This is a genomic window from Kribbella endophytica (assembly GCF_054781295.1).
The window spans coordinates 170,942-186,681 of the sequence record NZ_BAAGUR010000001.1 but is presented as its reverse complement, the minus strand read 5'-3'; the positions used below and the strand labels follow the sequence as shown (position 1 = coordinate 186,681).

Sequence of the window (15,740 nt, the reverse complement as noted above, 5' to 3'; positions counted from 1 at the left end):
CCAACGCCATCACCGGTACCAGGCCCGGACACGACAAGGAGAGCCGAATGAGCACCATCCCCAAGAACAACTCGGAAACCGTTGCGCACACGCCCGGGCGGGCGATCAGCTTCGGGGTCTGGATTCTGCACGTCGCGCTGGCGGCGATCATCGCCGGCGGCGGAATCTCGAAGCTCGCCGGCGACCCGGTCATGGTGAACATGTTCGCCGACATCGGGGCTGGCCAGTGGCTCCGGTACCTGGTCGGAGCGCTGGAGGTCTCGGGAGGGGTTGGACTTCTGATCCCGGCTCTGGCGGGCCTGGCCAGTCTCGGGTTGGCGGCATTGCTGACCGGTGCTGTCATCACCGATCAGTTCGTGCTCGAGCAGAGCCCCTGGCTGCCGCTCGCCTTACTCATCTTGGCGGCCGTGATCGCAAGGACGCGGTGGTCGCGCACCGAGGCCGTCGTCGGCACGCTGCTCAGGCGCTGAGACAAACCTCTCGAACGGAGATGTGAGATGAACGAGATGGCCTTTCGCGTGACATCAAACGATGGCACCACCATCGCCTATGACCGGAAGGGAAGCGGTTCGGCCGTCATTCTGGTGGGCGGAGCACTCGACGAGGGGGTGGAGAACGCTCCCTTGGCGCCGGCTCTCGCCGAGCACTTCACGGTCTACAACTATGCCCGTCGGGGACGCGGCGCGAGCGGCTTCACCGAGCCGTACGCCGTGGAGAGGGAGATCGAGGACCTGGATGCGTTGATCGCGGAGGCGGGCGGCTCGGCACACCTGTTCGGGGCGTCCTCTGGTGGCGCGCTGGCGCTGGAAGCGGCCGCGGCCGGGTCAGCCATCGACACGATCGCCGTGTGGGAGGTGCCCTACGCGGTCGGGGACGACATCCGCCAGCGATTCGAGGAGTACGTCGCGGACACCCGACGCGCCTTCGACGCCGGGCGAGACGAGGAGGTTCTCGAACTGTTCATGCGCTTGAGCGGCGCCTCCGACGACAACATCGCGGCCAGGAAAGCGGCAGGCAAGCAGACGGCGCATTGGGCGGATTCGGTCGCCCTCGCGCCCACGCTGGTCCACGACAGCGTCTTCCTCAACCGCTACCAATTGCCGGCCGATCGACTGGCAACGGTCACCCAACCGGTCCTGGTCACCACCGGAGGACCGATCACGGTCCCCTACATGGCAGGCCTGTCCTCGGACTTCTTCGACCGCGCAGCCGACGAGCTCGCAGACCTACTACCCCACGCCCAACGGGAGACCCTCGAGGTGCCGGATCACGTCGTCGACCCACAGACCGTCGGCCCGCTGTTGCTACGGTTCTTCAGCAGCGAACACTGAGGGGCCTGCGAGGTGTTGCGGGAAGACCGATTAGGCACCGCGCAAGCAGATCTTCGTCGCGCCAGGGACACGGGGCGGACAGGGTGGTGTCGAGGTTGATGTCGTCGGCGGCATCACAGGCCTGATCCTGGGCGTGCTCGTCACCACGCAAGGCCGGGCCGTCGTACTGACCTGGGCTTCAGTGGAACTCGACCTGGCCTACTCGCTGCTCATCGGCTCCGTCGTCGGTCGTACCCCGCGCGGAGGCTGCTGCGTGGGGTGTACTCAGACCTTCTTCTGAGGACCGTAGAACGGTGTTGGGTCAGGCCCGAGTACGTCGTCGTCCGGGTGTTGGCCGCTGGCGATCGCTGCGTCGTGGCTCAGGGCTGCTCGGCCGCAGAGTTCCAGGAGTTCTGGCTCGTTCTTGACGATTTGTTTGGCTTTGGGGCCGAGTTTGATGATGTGGTCGCGGGACTCGATCAGGCGGCGGTAGATGCGTTCGCGTTCTACCGGGTCGTCGGTGTACTCGGAGTCCAGGTACGCGGTGGCGTCGCGGCGGGCGTTGGCCATGGCGGTCTGGGTTCGGCCTCGGGTGCTGAGGAGGGACGCCAGGACGGTGAAGACCAGGACCACCAGGATGACCACCAGCGAGAGGCCCGTGCTGATTTCGGCGACCTCGATGTGGTTGCCGTCGTTGATGAACGGGACGTTGTTCTCGTGGAGGGCGTGCAGGACGAGTTTGACGCCGATGAAGCCGAGGATCGCGGCGAGGCCGAAGGACAGGTAGATCAGGCGGTCGAGCAGGCCGTCGAGGAGGAAGTAGAGCTGGCGCAGGCCCAGCAGGCTGAAGGCCGTGGCAGTGAAGACGATGTAGACGTTCTGGGTCAGGCCGAAGATCGCCGGGATCGAGTCCAGGGCGAACATCAGGTCGGTGCCGCCGATCGCGACCATGACGAGCAGCATCGGGGTCATCACGCGCTTGCCGTTGACGAGCGTGAAGAGCTTGTCGCCGTCGTAGGTCTCGGTCGTGGGGAACAGCCGGCGACTCAGCCGGACCACGATGTTCTGCGCCGAGTGCGACTCCTCGGTCGACGGGCGGAGCATGTTGCCGGCGGTCAGCAGCAGGGCCAGGCCGAACAGGTAGAACACCCACGCGAACGTGTTGATCAGCGCCGAGCCGAGCAGGATGAACCCGGTCCGCGCGATCAGCGAGAACATGATGCCGAACAGCAGCACCTTCTGCTGGTCCTCCCGGGGCACCCGGAAGCTGGTCATGATGATCAGGAACACGAACAGGTTGTCGACCGACAGCGCCTTCTCGGTGACGTACCCGGCGAAGTACTCCGAGCCCATCGCGGTCCCGCCGAAGACGAAGGTCCCGACGCCGAACAGCAGCGCGATCCCGACGTACACGCTGGACCAGACCGCGGCCTCGCGCAGCTGCGGCACGTGCGCGCGGCGGACGTGGAAGAAGTAGTCGAAGGCAAGCAGCCCCAGGATGCCGGCGATGGTCAGGATCCAGACCAGCGGTGAAACCTCCATGGACGTACTCAACCACGACCGGACCCCGGTCAGGAACGAGTCTTGACAAGTGCCACGAGATAGCGACAGACGGCGGTCGAAGGATTGTGGAACGTGGTCGGCGACGGTACGCCGAGCTCGAGGCAGTCGCCGGCGTCCAGGTCGTGCACCAGGTCGCCCTCGTGGAAGCGCAACCGGCCGGCCAGGACCCAGAGCTGCTGGCTCTTGAAGATGTACGCGTCGGCCGGATAGGAGACCGACGCGCCGGGCGGGAGCTCGACCTCGACCAGTTCCAGCGGCGAGTCGGTGCCGGGGGAGACCGCGCGGCGGCGGTAGCCGGTCGCCGGGTCGGTCCAGACCGGCTGATCGGCTGTACGGCGTACGCGGCCTTCGTCGCCGTCGGACTGCTCGGCGCGGGCGACCAGCTCCGACAGCGTCATGCCGAGCGCGCCGGACAGCCGCCCGAGCAGTACGGCGGTCGGCTGCGCCTCGCCGCGCTCGATCTTGCCGATCATCGCGCGGGAGACGCCGGAGCGCTCGGCCAGCGCGTTCACCGACAGGTCCCGGTCGTGCCGGGCGGCCTGCAGGGTCGCGGCCAGGGAAGCGGAGAGCTGGTCCATGCTTGCCACTATAGCGGCAGTCGTGGCTACTATGGTGGCATGAAGATCAGGGATGCGGTGCCCGAGCAGGACGCGGCCGCCTGTGCGGCGATCTACGCGCCGTACGTCCGCGAGACGGCCACCACCTTCGAGGTCGAGCCGCCGAGCGAGGCGCAGCTGGCGGAGCGGATCATCGCCGCGCAGAAGAGCCACGCCTGGCTGGTGCTGGAGGACGACGCCGGGCGGATCGTCGGGTACGCGTACGGCGGGCCGATGAAGGAGCGCGCGGCGTACCGGTGGTCGTGCGAGGTGAGCATCTACCTCGAGCTCGGCCGGCGTCGTACCGGCGGTGGACGGGCCTTGTACGAAGCGCTCTTCGAGCGGTTGACCGAGCGCGGATTCCGTACGGCGATCGCCGGCATGACGCTGCCCAACGACGCGAGCGTCGGCCTGCACAAAGCACTCGGCTTCGAGCCGATCGGCACGTACCGCCGGATCGGCTGGAAGAACGGCGCCTGGCACGACGTCGCGTGGGCCCAGCGGACGCTCGCCGTCGCTGCGGACCCGCCCGAAGAGACCCGCTAGCTGTCCGCCGACGCCTTCGGTGCCGGGCAGTCCTCGCCGGGCTTCACGATCAGCTCGAAGTGCCACATCTCGTTCGACAGCGTCTGGCACAGCCCGAACCGCGAGCCCTTGCGGATCAGCCAGTCGTCCGCGTCGGTCGGCCCGATGTCGACCGCGTGCCCGGTGACGTGGTGCGACTCCTCCGGCGTCGAGACGAACTCGCGCGCCTTCTCCAGGCTGCCGTACTTCCTGATCCCCTCGTCCAGCAGCTGCCGCTGGTAGGCCTTCGACCGCCAGCCCGTCGTCACGTGCAGCTTGATGTCGTTGGCCTTCATCGCCTCGGCCGCCTGCTGGACCGCCTTCAGCAGCGCCGGGTCGAGCTTCGCGATGCCCGGCAGCGAGGTGTCGTACGGCGAAGCGTTGTCCGGCAGTACGCCGTCCGCCGCCTTCGCCGGGCCCTTGTGGTCGCCGATGTCGTTCGGCGTACTGGATGAAGCCGGGGCGCCAGAGTCGGTGGAGTCGAGCGCGCCGCAGGACACCAGGGTGAAGGCGACGACGGCGACCACCACCGCGAGTGCGGCGTACGCCGTCAGCCGGCGCTCTTTCTTGCGGGTGGCAACGAGTTCGTCTGCAGTCATGGCCACTACTTCACAGGCGCGCGTGTTGCCGGAGCGTCAGCGTTTCTGGTTACGTTTTCGATATCCGGTGTCTGCTTCAATGGGCGGTATGCGGGTGCTGGTCGTGGAGGACGAGGTCTATCTCGCCGAGGCGATCCGGGCCGGGCTGCGGCTCGAGGCGATCGCGGCGGACCTCGCCTTCGACGGCGACGCGGCGCTGGAGTCGGTGAGCGTCAACGAGTACGACGTGGTGGTGCTGGACCGCGACATCCCCGGGCCGAACGGCGACGAGGTCTGCCGGCGGATCGTTGCCCAGGGCCTGCCGGTGCGGGTGCTGATGCTGACCGCGGCCGGCGACCTCGACGACAAGGTGGCCGGGTTCGAGGTCGGCGCGGACGACTACCTGACGAAGCCGTTCGAGCTGCGGGAGCTGGTGGTGCGGCTGCGCGCGCTGGCGCGGCGGCCGGCTGAGTCGATGCCGACCGTCCTGGAGTACGCCGGGGTGAAGCTCGATCCGTTCCGACGGGAGGTGTACCGGTTCGACCGGTACGTGAAGCTGACCCGCAAGCAGTTCTCGGTGCTGGAGGTTCTGATGGCCGCGCGTGGTGGGGTGATCAGCGCGGAGACGCTGCTGGAGAAGGCCTGGGACGAGAACGCGGATCCGTTCAGCAACTCGGTACGGATCACGATCTCGGCTTTGCGTAAACGTCTCGGTGATCCTTGGGTCATCCACACGGTGCCTGGCGTTGGTTACCGCGTTGGTGAGCCGTGAGTACGACGGATCCGCTGGTGACCTGGCGTCCTCGGTTGACCGTTCGGTTGCGGATGACGCTGAGCTACGCCGGGCTGCTGGTGATCGCGGGTGCTGTTGTCGCGGCGGTCATCTACGGGGTGATGCGGTACATCCCGAACTACCCGCTCACCGCCGCCAACCCGCGCGACCAGACGCCGGTGCCGACGCGCGGGGACCTGCTCGACACGATCGTCACGCTGTCGGCGTACGCGCTGATCTTTCTCGCGATCGTCGGGATGGCCGGCGGGTGGTACCTGGCCGGCCGGATGCTGCGGCCGCTGCAGGAGATCACGCTCGCCGCGCGTCGCGCTGCCGAGGGATCGCTGGATCACCGGATCGGGCTGACCGGGATCAAGGACGAGTTCACCGATCTGTCCGACACCTTCGACGAGATGCTCGACCGGTTGCAGCGGTCGTTCGAGCAGTACCGGCGGTTCGCGGCGAACGCCTCGCACGAGCTGCGGACGCCGCACGCGGTGATGAAGACGATGCTCGAGGTCGCGATCGCCGACCCCGAGCACCAGGACGTCCGCGAACTGTCGCGTCGGCTGCAGGAGACCAACCAGCGCGGCATCGACCTGGTCGAGGCGCTGCTCACGCTGGCGTCGGTCGACAATCGCGTCATCGAGCTGGACCCGCTCGACCTGGCCACGACCGCTCGCCAGGCCGTCGACGAGCTTCAGGCTGAGGCGACCGCCGCAGGCCTCACGCTGACCGCCGACCTCGAGGAAACCCTTGTCCTAGGCAACGAAATCCTCGTGCACCAGCTGGTCACCAACCTCGGCCAGAACGCAATCCGCCACAACACCGGCCCCGGCGGCACGCTCACCATCACCACCCGCGACCGCCACTTGGTGGTCACCAACACCGGCCCGATCCTCACTCCGGCCCAGACCAGCACCCTCACGGAGCCCTTCACCAAAACCACCGGCCGCCACACCGGCAGCCACGGCCTCGGCCTGGCACTGGTAGCCCGCATCGTAGAAACCCACCACGGCAAGCTGGACCTCGAACCCAACCCCACCGGAGGCCTCACGGTGACAGCAACACTTCGACCAGCAACCCTCTGACCTCTCAATATCTGAAGATGGAGAGGTGAGCGACAACCGTGTGACCGTCCGCCGAGCGGTTGCGTCTGATGAGGCCGCCTTGCTCGACATCGAGATGACTGCTTGGGATGCGAGTTCTGGGTTCCCGTCGCTGACGGCAGGGGAGCGGTCCACGTTCTTTGCTGAGCGATGGGGGCCGGACGCCTTCATCGTCGCCGAGCTCGATGGGCGCGTGGTGGGCTACATCCGGCTGCAGGAGAAGTACCCGTTCCCGGAAGGCGCGGGGGTGTTGTCGATCAACGGACTCGCCGTGGCGCTCGACGCGCGCGGGCAGGGCGTCGGCTCGGTGCTGATGGAGGCGGTCGCCGCCGAGGGGAAACGCCGTGGCGCCCGCAAGATCGCCTTGCACGTGCACGGTGTGAACACCGCCGCAAGGCGTCTGTACGAGCGCCACGGTTACGTCGTCGAAGGAACTCACCCACGAGAGTTCCTGATCGACGGCCAGTACGTCGACAGTCTCGACCTGGCCCTGATGCTTTAGGGGTTGACCCCGTGATCCCGCAGCCACGGCTCCGGGTCGACCTGCTCACTACCGCCGAGCAGGACCTCGAAGTGCACGTGCGGGCCGGTCGTGTTGCCGGACATTCCGATCGAACCGACCTGGGTCCCGGCCGCGACGACGTCGCCGACGTTCACGGTGAACTCCGACATGTGCCCGTACGACGTGACGGTGCCGTCGGCGTGACGGACCTTCACCTGACGCCCGTAGGCGCCGGCGAACTCCGCCTGGATGACCTCACCCGGAAGCACCGAGCGCACCGGCGTACCCATCGGAGCGGCGAAGTCGAGGCCGGTGTGGTTGCTGGCCCAGCGGCTGCCGCCCTGCCCGAAGTGCGCGGTCAGGTGGTACCCGGTGGTCGGCAGCGTGATCCGCTTCGACGCGGCGGCCCGCTCCTTCGCCTCGGTCGCGGCCTTGGCGAGAGCGGCGGCCTTCGCGGCGGCGGCAGCCTTGGTCGCAGCGGCGGCCTTCTTCGCGGCGGTCGCCTTGGCAGCCGCCAGTGCGAGTGCACGGCGCTCGGTGAGCGTCGCGTTCGCGGCGAGCTGGGCGGCACGAGCCTTGGCGACCTGCGCCGCCTTCGCGTCCTGCGCTGCCTTCTGGGTCGACGCCAGCGAGAGCTCGAAGCGCGACAGGTCGCGAGAGCCCAGGTCCCGCCGCTCGACCCGAGCGGTGGTCAGGGCCTCGGCCTGCGCGGCGCTGAGGGTGGTTCCGGCCGAGGCCGAGGTGGACGGGGTCGCGAGACCCGCGGCGGCAGTACCGGCCGCGGCGGCCAGGGCGGCCGTCAGGCCGACCAGCTGCAGGCCGCGAACCTGACTTCGCCGGGTGGAACGGTGCTTGGCCACCCGACGGGGAGCGACCGGGCGACGAGGTGCCGGCCGTTCTGCTTCCGGCACGTCATGGTGAGGGGACACGGGGAGGGGCCTTCCAAGTCGAGGCGCTGCCACGGAGACCCGCAGCAGCCTGCCGCCACGGATCTCTCCCGCAGCGGCCCATCGACCATAACGACGAGATCACGGTCGCCTCAAACGCGCATTGCGACCAGATCACCGAAATCGGCTACGCAGAGCGACGGGTGATCGCCCCGGAGTCGCCTCTGAGCGTGAATCCGACGGGTGGGTAGTTGAAAATCGTAGTGGCCAGCGTCACGGGCGTCATGGCGCCGAGCAGCCCTCCGGATCGGCTATAAGGCGTCCATCATATGAGAAGTTAGTCGACCGACTTACTTCACATTCGATACTGGTCTGACGAAGCCGACGATCTCTACGGCGTCCTCTATCCGGGGACGTCTGCCGCGCTGTGTCCGCAGACCGGGCGCGCGCCCGTTGCCGCCTGCCCACCGCCCTGGAGTAGACCGTGTCCCTGAGCTCGTTGACGTCGGCCCGCGCGGCCGATCCCCCTGACTCCGATCTTCTGGCCGATGCCGACCTCCCGGTCGTCGGTCACCGGCACCCGTGGCGCTGGGTCGGCGTCGCCGTCGTCCTGACCCTGCTGGCGATGTTCGTGCACGGCCTGCTCACCAATCCCGGCTGGGACTGGCCGACGTTCTTCGCCTTCTTCACCACCCGGACAGTTCTGTCCGCCTTGTGGGTGACGATCCAGCTGACCGTGTACGGCACGGTGCTCGGCTTCGCGCTCGGTGGCGTGATCGCCGCGATGCGGCTGTCCGGCAGCCCGTTCCTGCAAGTAGTTGCCTGGGGCTACATCTGGGCGTTCCGTTCGATCCCGTTGATCGTCCAGCTGCTGTTCTGGTTCAACCTGGCCTACCTCTACAACGAGCTCAGCCTGGGCATCCCGTTCGGGCCGGAGTTCGTCCGGTTCAGTACCAACAACCTGTTCGGCCCGCTCGGCGCCGCCGTACTGGGCCTGGCTCTGCACCAGGCCGCGTACGCCGCGGAGATCATCCGCGGCGGCATCGTCTCGGTCGACCAGGGCCAGACCGAGGCGGCGGCCGCGCTGGGTATTCCGCGGTCGCGGCAGTTCTTCCGGATCGTGCTGCCGCAGGCGATGCGGGCGATCCTGCCGAACGGCGCGAACGAGGTGATCAGCCTGTTCAAGGGCACGTCGATCGTCTCGGTGATGGCGATCCCCGAGCTCTTCTACCAGGTCCAGGTGATCTACGGCCGCAACAGCCGGGTCGTCCCTTTGCTGATGGTGGCCACGGTTTGGTACATCGTGCTGACCACCCTGCTGTCGGTCGTGCAGTTCTACGTCGAGCGGCACTTCGCTCGCGGTACGACGCGTGAGCTCCCACCGACTCCGTTGCAGCGCGTACGGCGTACGTGGAACGGCCTGACGGTCAAGGCGACGGCGCGATCGGGGGCCGGCGGATGACCGTGATGGTGGATCTCAAGGGTGTGCACAAGTCATTCGGCACGCTGGAAGTGCTCAAGGGCGTCGACCTGGAGGTGAAGGCCGGCACCGTCACGGTGATCCTCGGTCCGTCCGGCTCCGGCAAGTCGACGCTGCTGCGGTCGATCAACCACCTGGAGAAGGTGGACCGCGGCCTGGTCCGGATCGACGGTGAGCTGATCGGCTACCGCCGCCGCGGCAACAAGCTGCACGAGCTGCGCGAGCGCGAGATCCTGCACCAGCGCTCCCAGGTCGGCTTCGTCTTCCAGAACTTCAACCTGTTCGGCCACCTGACCGCGTTGCAGAACGTCGTCGAGGCGCCGGTCTCGGCACAACGCCGCAAGCGCCGCGACGTCGAACCCGAGGCGCGCAAGCTGCTCGAACGGGTCGGCGTCGGCGACAAGGCCGACGTCTATCCCCGGCAGCTGTCCGGCGGGCAGCAGCAGCGGGTCGCGATCGCTCGCGCGCTGGCGCTGCGGCCGAAGGTCCTGCTGTTCGACGAACCGACCAGCGCGCTCGACCCGGAGCTGGTCGGCGAGGTCCTCGACGTGATCAAGGAACTCGCCCGCGACGGCTCGACGATGGTCGTCGTCACCCACGAGATCGGTTTCGCCCGGGAGATCGCCGACACCGTCGTGTTCATCGACGGCGGCGTGATCGTCGAGTCCGGCCCGCCGTACGACGTCCTGGACAACCCCACCCACGAGCGCACCCGCGCCTTCATCTCCAAGGTCCTGTGATGAAACTCCTGCTCGCGGCCGTCGCGGCCGCCACTGTCCTGGTCGCCGGTTGCGGCGCCGATCCCCAGACCGAGAACGCCGCGGCCTCGGGAGTGAACACCTCCGTCGACCAGCAGCGCGTCACCACCACCAAGAACGAGGCCGCCGCCGCGCTCGTCCCGACGAAGATCCGGGAGCGCGGCACGCTGATCGTCGGCGCCGGCTTCGGCAGCGGCAACCCGCCGCTCGGGTTCCTGGCCGACGACAACAAGACACCGATCGGTATCGAGGTCGACATCGCCCACCTGGTCGCGGGCGCGCTCGGACTGACGCCCGAGATCCAGGTGACCAGCTGGGAGAACCTGTTCATCGGGCTCGACTCGGCGAAGTACGACGCGGGCTTCTCCAACATCACCGTGACCGAGAAGCGCAAGCAGAAGTACGACTTCGCGACGTACCGCAAGGACGACATCGCGTTCGAGGCGAAGAAGGGCGGCGACTGGAAGGTCGCCGAGGGCAAGGACGTGGCCGGCAAGACGATCGCGGTCGGGTCGGGGACGAACCAGGAGAAGATCCTGGTCGACTGGAACGACGCGAACGTTAAGGCCGGGTTGCCCGCGGCCACGATCAAGTACTTCAACAACCAGCCCGACACCTACCTGGCGCTGAGCTCGGGGCGGATCGACGCCTTTCTCGGGCCGAACCCGTCGATCGCGTACCACGTGAAGACCGGTGGCCAGACCGAGACGATCGGCAAGTTCTCCGGCGCCGGGCCGTCGCTGCAGGGGCTGATCGCCGCGACGACCAAGAAGGACAGCGGCCTCGCGCCGGCGTACCAGGCGGCCTTGAACGCCGTGATCGCCGACGGCAGCTACGCCAAGGTCCTCGAGCGCTGGAACGTCTCGACCGAGGCGATCGCCAAGTCCGAGCTCAATCCGCCCGGCCTCCCGCTGACGAGCTGAGGAACCTGTCATGAAGAAGAAAGCATTCGTTGTCCTCGTCGCCCTGCTGGCGCTGGCCGGCTGCGCGGACCCGGTCACCGAGCCGGCCGCCGGGCCGCCCGCCGCAGGGGGTGCCGCGCCGGTCAAGTTCGACACCTCAGCCGACCAGGAGCGCCCGACGCCCGCGAAGGTGGACAGCATCGCGGCGGAACTGCCGGCGGCGATCCGCGAGAGCGGCAAGCTCGTGGTCGGCAGCGGTTCGGCCGGAGGCGGACTGCCGCCGCTGGGATTCACGGCCGACGACAACAAGACACCGATCGGTGTCGACATCGACATCGCGCACCTGGTCGCGAGCGTGCTCGGGCTGCAGGTCGAGGTGCAGACGACGAGCTGGGAGAACCTGTTCCTCGGGATCGACTCCGGCAAGTACGCCGTCGGGATCTCGAACATCGGCGTCTCGGAGCTGCGCAAGGAGAAGTACGACTTCGCGACGTACCGGCTGGGCCTGCACGCCTTCGAGGCGAAGAAGGGCTCCGGGATCACGGTCAAGGGACCCGCGGACATCGCCGGCAAGACGGTCGCGGTCAGCTCGGGCACGTTGCAGGAGGCGATCCTGCTCGACTGGAACAAGCAGAACGTCGCGGCCGGGCTGAAGCCCGCGACCCCGAAGTACTACCAGTCCGCGACCGACTACTACCTGGCGCTCGAGTCCGGCCGGATCGATCTGTACCTCGGACCGAACCCGACGTCGACGTACCACGTGGCGACCGCCGGCAAGACCGAGATCGTCGGCACGGTCTCGTCGAGCTACCCGGTGCAGGGGCTGGTCGGCGTCACCAGCAAGAAGGACGCCGGGCTGGCCAAGCCGGTCGCCGACGCGCTGAACGCGGCGATCGCCGACGGCAGCTACGCGAAGGTCCTGGCCAAGTGGGGCCTGCAGACCGAGGCCGTGCAGAAATCGCTCGTGAATCCGCCCGGGCTGCCAAAAGACAAGCAGAAGTAGAAGGGCTTTTGAATGGCGACCATTGCAACCATTTCGAGCAGTCCCTCTGAGGTTTCCCGCACCGACGCGGTGCTGTCGTACGTGACCAAGCGGCTGCTGAGCCACGGGCACGTGGTGACGCCGATCGTGCTGCGCGACCTCCCCGCCGAGCCGCTGCTGCGCGGGCGGGCGGACGATCCGGCGATCCGGGCGGCGATCGACGTACTGGCCGCGGCTGACGCTGTGGTCGTGACGACGCCGGTGTACAAGGCGGCGTACTCGGGGTTGTTGAAGGTGTTCCTGGATCTGCTGCCGCAGTACGCGCTGCGCGGCAAGACCGTGTTGCCGTTGGCAACAGGCGGTACGCCGGCGCACGTGCTGGTGATCGACTACGCGCTCCGGCCGGTGCTGACGAGTCTGGGTGCGGGGGCGATCGGGCAGGGGTGGTTCGTGCTGTCGTCGCACGTGCGCCTGTACGACGGAGGCGGGCTGCTGCTCGATCAGGCGGCATCGGCGCCGCTCTATCAGGTGACCGAGGCGTTCCTGTCCACGGTCGAAGGTTCGGCGGTGGTGGAGAGTGCGCCGATCCAGACCGCTGCTCTGGAGACGGTGCTCGCGCGGCCTGAGGATCCGGAGGCGGCGCCGCTGCTGGCGGATCTGGTGGTCGAGTACAGCACGCGGTACGGGCGGACGAACGAGAACACGCAGCTCACCGAGGTCCCGGCGTCGGACTTCCACCGGGAGCAGGGCGGGGCGTTCGTGCTGCTGCGGCACGGCGGGGAGACCGTCGCGGGTGGGGCGATCCGGCGGTACGACGAGGAGACCGCGGAGGTGAAGCGGATGTGGACGTCGCACTTGCATCGGCGCCAGGGGTTGGGGCGTCGGGTGCTGGAGGAGTTGGAGCGGGCTGCGGCTGAGCTGGGGTATCGGAAGCTGTATCTGACGACCGGGCCGCGGCAGCCTGAGGCGGCGGGGCTGTATCTGTCGGTGGGCTTCGAGCCACAGTTCGATGTCGAGGCGGATCCGGAGTCGATCGGGCCGCTGCCGTTCGTGAAGGATCTGGGCGTCCGGCTGCAGGTGGCGTCGTGAGCCGGGGAGTGCGGCGGCCGGACGCCGCGGATCGGGCGCGTCGTACCGGGTTGATCACGGCGCTGGAGATCGACGGTGCCGGTGGGCACCCGGGGGCCTGGCGTGGCGCAGAGGTGGATCCTTCGGCGATCCTCACCGGGGAGTTGGCGCTGCGGGCTGTGCAGCGCGCCGAGGCGGCCGGCGTGGATCTCGCGACGTTCGCCGATGCGCTGGAGGCGCCGGCGGATGTACCGGAGCGGGTGAGTGCGCGGCTGGATGCGCTGGGGCTGGCGGCGCGGATCGCGCCGGCGACCGAGCGGATCGGGCTGGTGCCGACGATCACGGTGACGCACACCGAGCCGTTCCATGTTCAGGCCTCGGTGGCGACGCTCGACTGGGTATCGGCGGGGCGGGCGGGGTGGCTGGTCGACGTGTCGTCCTCGGCGGAGGCGGCCGCGGTGATCGGACGGCGGGAGCCGGCTGTTGAGGCGGACACGTGGCGCGAGGCCCGGTACGTCGTGGACGTGAGTCGGCGGCTATGGGACTCGTGGGAGGACGACGCGATCATCCGGGACGCGCCGAGCGGGCGGTTCGTGGACCGGGAGCGGATCCACTACGTCGACTTCGAGAGCCCGTCGTTCTCGGTGAAGGGGCCGTCGATCGTGCCGCGGCCGCCGCAGGGGCATCCGGTGACGGCGCTGCGGGTCTCGTCCGATGACGCCGTCCAGGTTGTCGGGGATGTGGACCTGGTGCTGTTGCCAGGGGCAACTGATGTCGAGGCGCGGGTGGCCGCCGTACGGGCTGCTGGTGCTGGGCGGGTGCTGCTGTCGATCAGTGTGCTGCTGGACGAGGACACGGCGTCCGCCGTACGGCGTGCTGATGGTGCTGAGGAGCTGGACCACATCGGTGGGGTCGCGCGGTTGGCGGATCTGATCGAGGAGTGGGCTGCTGTGGGGATCGATGGCGTGCATCTCCGGCCCGCGTCGTTGGAGCTCGACGTGCCTTTGATCGCCGACGCGTTGCTGCCGTTGCTGCGGGACCGGAAGTTGGTCGGCGCTGCTCGGCCGGGGAGTTTGCGGAGTCGGCTGGGGCTTCCTCGCCCGGCCAACCGCTACGAGGGGAGCCGGCGATGACCAAGCAGATCCATCTGGCCGCGCACTTTCCGGGCGTGAACAACACGACGGTGTGGTCGGACCCGGAGTCGCGGTCGCAGATCGACTTCGCGTCGTTCCGGCATCTGGCGGAGACGGCGGAGCGCGGGACGTTCGACTTCTTCTTCCTGGCCGAGGGGTTGCGGCTGCGCGAGGTGAAGGGGCGGATCCACGACCTCGACGTGGTCGGGCGGCCGGAGTCGCTGACCGTGCTCAGCGCGTTGGCCGCCGTCACGACACATCTCGGGCTGGCGGCGACGGTGAACTCGACGTTCAACGAGCCGTACGAACTCGCCAAGCGGCTCGCGACGCTGGACCACGTGTCCGGCGGGCGCGCGGCGTGGAACGTGGTCACGTCGTGGGACGCGTTCACGGGGGAGAACTTCCGGCGCGGTGGGTATCTCGACAAGTCCGACCGGTACGTCCGGGCGGAGGAGTCGCTGCGCATCGTCCGGTCGCTGTGGGACGCGTGGACCGACGACGACCTGGAGCTCGATCAGGCCGCCGGGGTGTTCGCCCGCGCAGGCGCCGGGGCCTTCGCGGACGACGGCGACCACTCCACCATCGAGGGTCGCTTCGGGTTGCCTCGGTCGCCGCAAGGTCACCCCGTCATCATCCAGGCCGGCGACAGCGACCAGGGCCGCGACTTCGCTGCCGCGGGCGCGGATGTGATCTTCAGTCGGCATGGGTCGTTCGAGGCCGGCCAGACCTTCTACAAGGACGTCAAGTCCCGCCTCCCGCGCCACGGCCGCGCGGAGGACTCCCTCAAAATCATGCCCGCCGTCACGGTCGTCGTCGCCGACACCGATGCAGAGGCCGTCGACAAGGCCCACCACATCCGCGAACAACAGGTCTCCGGGCCTACCGCGATCGTCCTCGCAGAGTTGCTGTGGGGCCGGGACCTCTCGACGTACGACCCGGATGGCCCGCTCCCCACCGAGGACCCGGTCGTCGGCTCTTCCGTCACCCAAGGGCGGGTCGGCTACAACGACCCCGGCCCCATCATTTCCGAATGGAGAGCCCAGGCTGCGGCAAATGGTTGGTCGCTCCGCCAAACAGTCATCAACCAGCAAAACCGCCAGACGTTCATCGGCAGCCCGACGACGGTCGCCGAGGCGATGAACCACCACGTCCAGGAAAACGCGGCGGATGGGTTTGTGCTGGTCCCGCACCTGACCCCTGGCGGGCTGGACGACTTCGTAGACAGAGTCGTCCCCCTGCTGAGGGAGAGAGGTGTCTTCCGCACGCAGTACGAGGGCACCACACTCCGCGACCACTTGGGGCTCACCAGATGACGACGACGGTGCCGGCGCGGCACGCCGGTCCAGCCCAGCCACCCGAGGTGGGCGAAGCCCACGAGCCGCAGGGCGGGGCTCCGGCTCATCACTCCGCTTCTCCTGGGGGCGAGGCGGGCGGAGCCCGCGAGCCCGAGTCGCGGGTGGTGAGTGCGGGGCCGTCGTCATCGCGGGGTACGGCGGAGCCGATTCCGTCACCCCGCGCGAGCGCGGAGGGCGACAA

17 protein-coding genes are annotated in these 15,740 nt (G+C 68.3%); 13 read left to right on the top strand and 4 right to left on the bottom strand.

Going from position 1 to position 15,740, the window contains the following annotated elements; all coding sequences use genetic code 11:
- The first annotated feature begins 47 nt into the window (after nt 1-47).
- Nucleotides 48-470 carry a DoxX family protein gene (locus ACYVIO_RS00950; RefSeq protein ID WP_460648697.1) on the top strand — a complete coding sequence of 141 codons (423 nt, stop codon included), beginning with the start codon at nt 48-50 and terminating at the stop codon, nt 468-470.
- A 27-nt stretch (nt 471-497) separates the two neighbouring features.
- The gene (locus ACYVIO_RS00945; protein ID WP_460648696.1) at nt 498-1,331 is read left to right on the top strand and encodes an alpha/beta fold hydrolase; all 834 of its coding nucleotides are present in this window, start codon (nt 498-500) and stop codon (nt 1,329-1,331) included.
- A 264-nt stretch (nt 1,332-1,595) separates the two neighbouring features.
- Here the strand turns inward: ACYVIO_RS00945 and ACYVIO_RS00940 are convergent, their stop codons facing one another.
- Entirely contained in the window at nt 1,596-2,852 is a 1,257-nt protein-coding gene (locus tag ACYVIO_RS00940) for a TerC family protein (RefSeq protein ID WP_460648695.1), read from the bottom strand.
- Between the two features lie 29 nt (nt 2,853-2,881).
- Nucleotides 2,882-3,451 carry a helix-turn-helix domain-containing protein gene (locus ACYVIO_RS00935; RefSeq protein ID WP_460648694.1) on the bottom strand — a complete coding sequence of 190 codons (570 nt, stop codon included), beginning with the start codon at nt 3,449-3,451 and terminating at the stop codon, nt 2,882-2,884.
- A gap of 39 nt (nt 3,452-3,490) precedes the next feature.
- On the opposite strand from ACYVIO_RS00935, the gene ACYVIO_RS00930 reads away from it, so the two are divergent.
- Complete coding sequence (locus tag ACYVIO_RS00930) at nt 3,491-4,015, top strand: GNAT family N-acetyltransferase (RefSeq protein WP_460648693.1); 525 nt, start codon at nt 3,491-3,493, stop codon at nt 4,013-4,015.
- Here ACYVIO_RS00930 and ACYVIO_RS00925 read toward each other — a convergent pair.
- Nucleotides 4,012-4,632 carry a M15 family metallopeptidase gene (locus ACYVIO_RS00925; RefSeq protein WP_460648692.1) on the bottom strand — a complete coding sequence of 207 codons (621 nt, stop codon included), beginning with the start codon at nt 4,630-4,632 and terminating at the stop codon, nt 4,012-4,014. The two genes, ACYVIO_RS00930 and ACYVIO_RS00925, sit on opposite strands and share 4 nt — an antisense overlap.
- A gap of 88 nt (nt 4,633-4,720) precedes the next feature.
- Between ACYVIO_RS00925 and ACYVIO_RS00920 the strand changes: the two genes are divergently transcribed.
- From ACYVIO_RS00920 to ACYVIO_RS00910, 3 genes are read left to right on the top strand one after another with little or no spacing between them, the layout of a single operon-like run.
- A complete protein-coding gene (locus ACYVIO_RS00920) occupies nt 4,721-5,383 on the top strand; it encodes a response regulator transcription factor (protein ID WP_460648691.1) in 663 nt (220 codons plus the stop codon).
- Complete coding sequence (locus ACYVIO_RS00915; RefSeq protein WP_460648690.1) at nt 5,380-6,474, top strand: sensor histidine kinase; 1,095 nt, start codon at nt 5,380-5,382, stop codon at nt 6,472-6,474. Before ACYVIO_RS00920 ends, ACYVIO_RS00915 begins: the two co-directional genes overlap by 4 nt.
- Nucleotides 6,475-6,499: 25 nt before the next feature.
- Nucleotides 6,500-6,994 (top strand): GNAT family N-acetyltransferase, encoded by a 495-nt coding sequence (locus tag ACYVIO_RS00910; protein ID WP_460648689.1) that lies wholly within the window; start codon nt 6,500-6,502, stop codon nt 6,992-6,994.
- On the opposite strand, the gene ACYVIO_RS00905 is transcribed toward ACYVIO_RS00910, so the two are convergent.
- Nucleotides 6,991-7,854, bottom strand: coding sequence for a M23 family metallopeptidase (locus tag ACYVIO_RS00905; RefSeq protein WP_460648688.1), 864 nt, complete (start codon nt 7,852-7,854; stop codon nt 6,991-6,993). The genes ACYVIO_RS00910 and ACYVIO_RS00905 overlap by 4 nt on opposite strands.
- A gap of 511 nt (nt 7,855-8,365) precedes the next feature.
- On the opposite strand from ACYVIO_RS00905, the gene ACYVIO_RS00900 reads away from it, so the two are divergent.
- The 7 genes from ACYVIO_RS00900 to ACYVIO_RS00870 are packed head-to-tail and all read left to right on the top strand — an operon-like array spanning nt 8,366 to nt 15,517.
- Nucleotides 8,366-9,343 carry an amino acid ABC transporter permease gene (locus tag ACYVIO_RS00900; protein WP_460648687.1) on the top strand — a complete coding sequence of 326 codons (978 nt, stop codon included), beginning with the start codon at nt 8,366-8,368 and terminating at the stop codon, nt 9,341-9,343.
- Nucleotides 9,344-9,348: 5 nt separating this feature from the next.
- Nucleotides 9,349-10,101: an amino acid ABC transporter ATP-binding protein gene (locus ACYVIO_RS00895; RefSeq protein ID WP_460652046.1), complete on the top strand. Its 753-nt coding sequence runs from the start codon at nt 9,349-9,351 to the stop codon at nt 10,099-10,101.
- The gene (locus ACYVIO_RS00890) at nt 10,101-11,042 is read left to right on the top strand and encodes an ABC transporter substrate-binding protein (RefSeq protein ID WP_460648686.1); all 942 of its coding nucleotides are present in this window, start codon (nt 10,101-10,103) and stop codon (nt 11,040-11,042) included. The genes ACYVIO_RS00895 and ACYVIO_RS00890 overlap by 1 nt, the downstream gene beginning before the upstream one ends.
- Before the next feature lie 10 nt (nt 11,043-11,052).
- The gene (locus ACYVIO_RS00885) at nt 11,053-12,024 is read left to right on the top strand and encodes an ABC transporter substrate-binding protein (RefSeq protein WP_460648685.1); all 972 of its coding nucleotides are present in this window, start codon (nt 11,053-11,055) and stop codon (nt 12,022-12,024) included.
- 12 nt (nt 12,025-12,036) lie between these two features.
- The gene (gene ssuE / locus ACYVIO_RS00880; protein ID WP_460648684.1) at nt 12,037-13,092 is read left to right on the top strand and encodes an NADPH-dependent FMN reductase; all 1,056 of its coding nucleotides are present in this window, start codon (nt 12,037-12,039) and stop codon (nt 13,090-13,092) included.
- A complete protein-coding gene (locus tag ACYVIO_RS00875; RefSeq protein ID WP_460648683.1) occupies nt 13,089-14,204 on the top strand; it encodes an LLM class flavin-dependent oxidoreductase in 1,116 nt (371 codons plus the stop codon). Before ssuE ends, ACYVIO_RS00875 begins: the two co-directional genes overlap by 4 nt.
- Nucleotides 14,201-15,517, top strand: a complete 1,317-nt coding sequence (locus ACYVIO_RS00870) for an NtaA/DmoA family FMN-dependent monooxygenase (RefSeq protein WP_460648682.1) — start codon at nt 14,201-14,203, stop codon at nt 15,515-15,517. The genes ACYVIO_RS00875 and ACYVIO_RS00870 overlap by 4 nt, the downstream gene beginning before the upstream one ends.
- Nucleotides 15,518-15,740 lie beyond the last annotated feature (223 nt).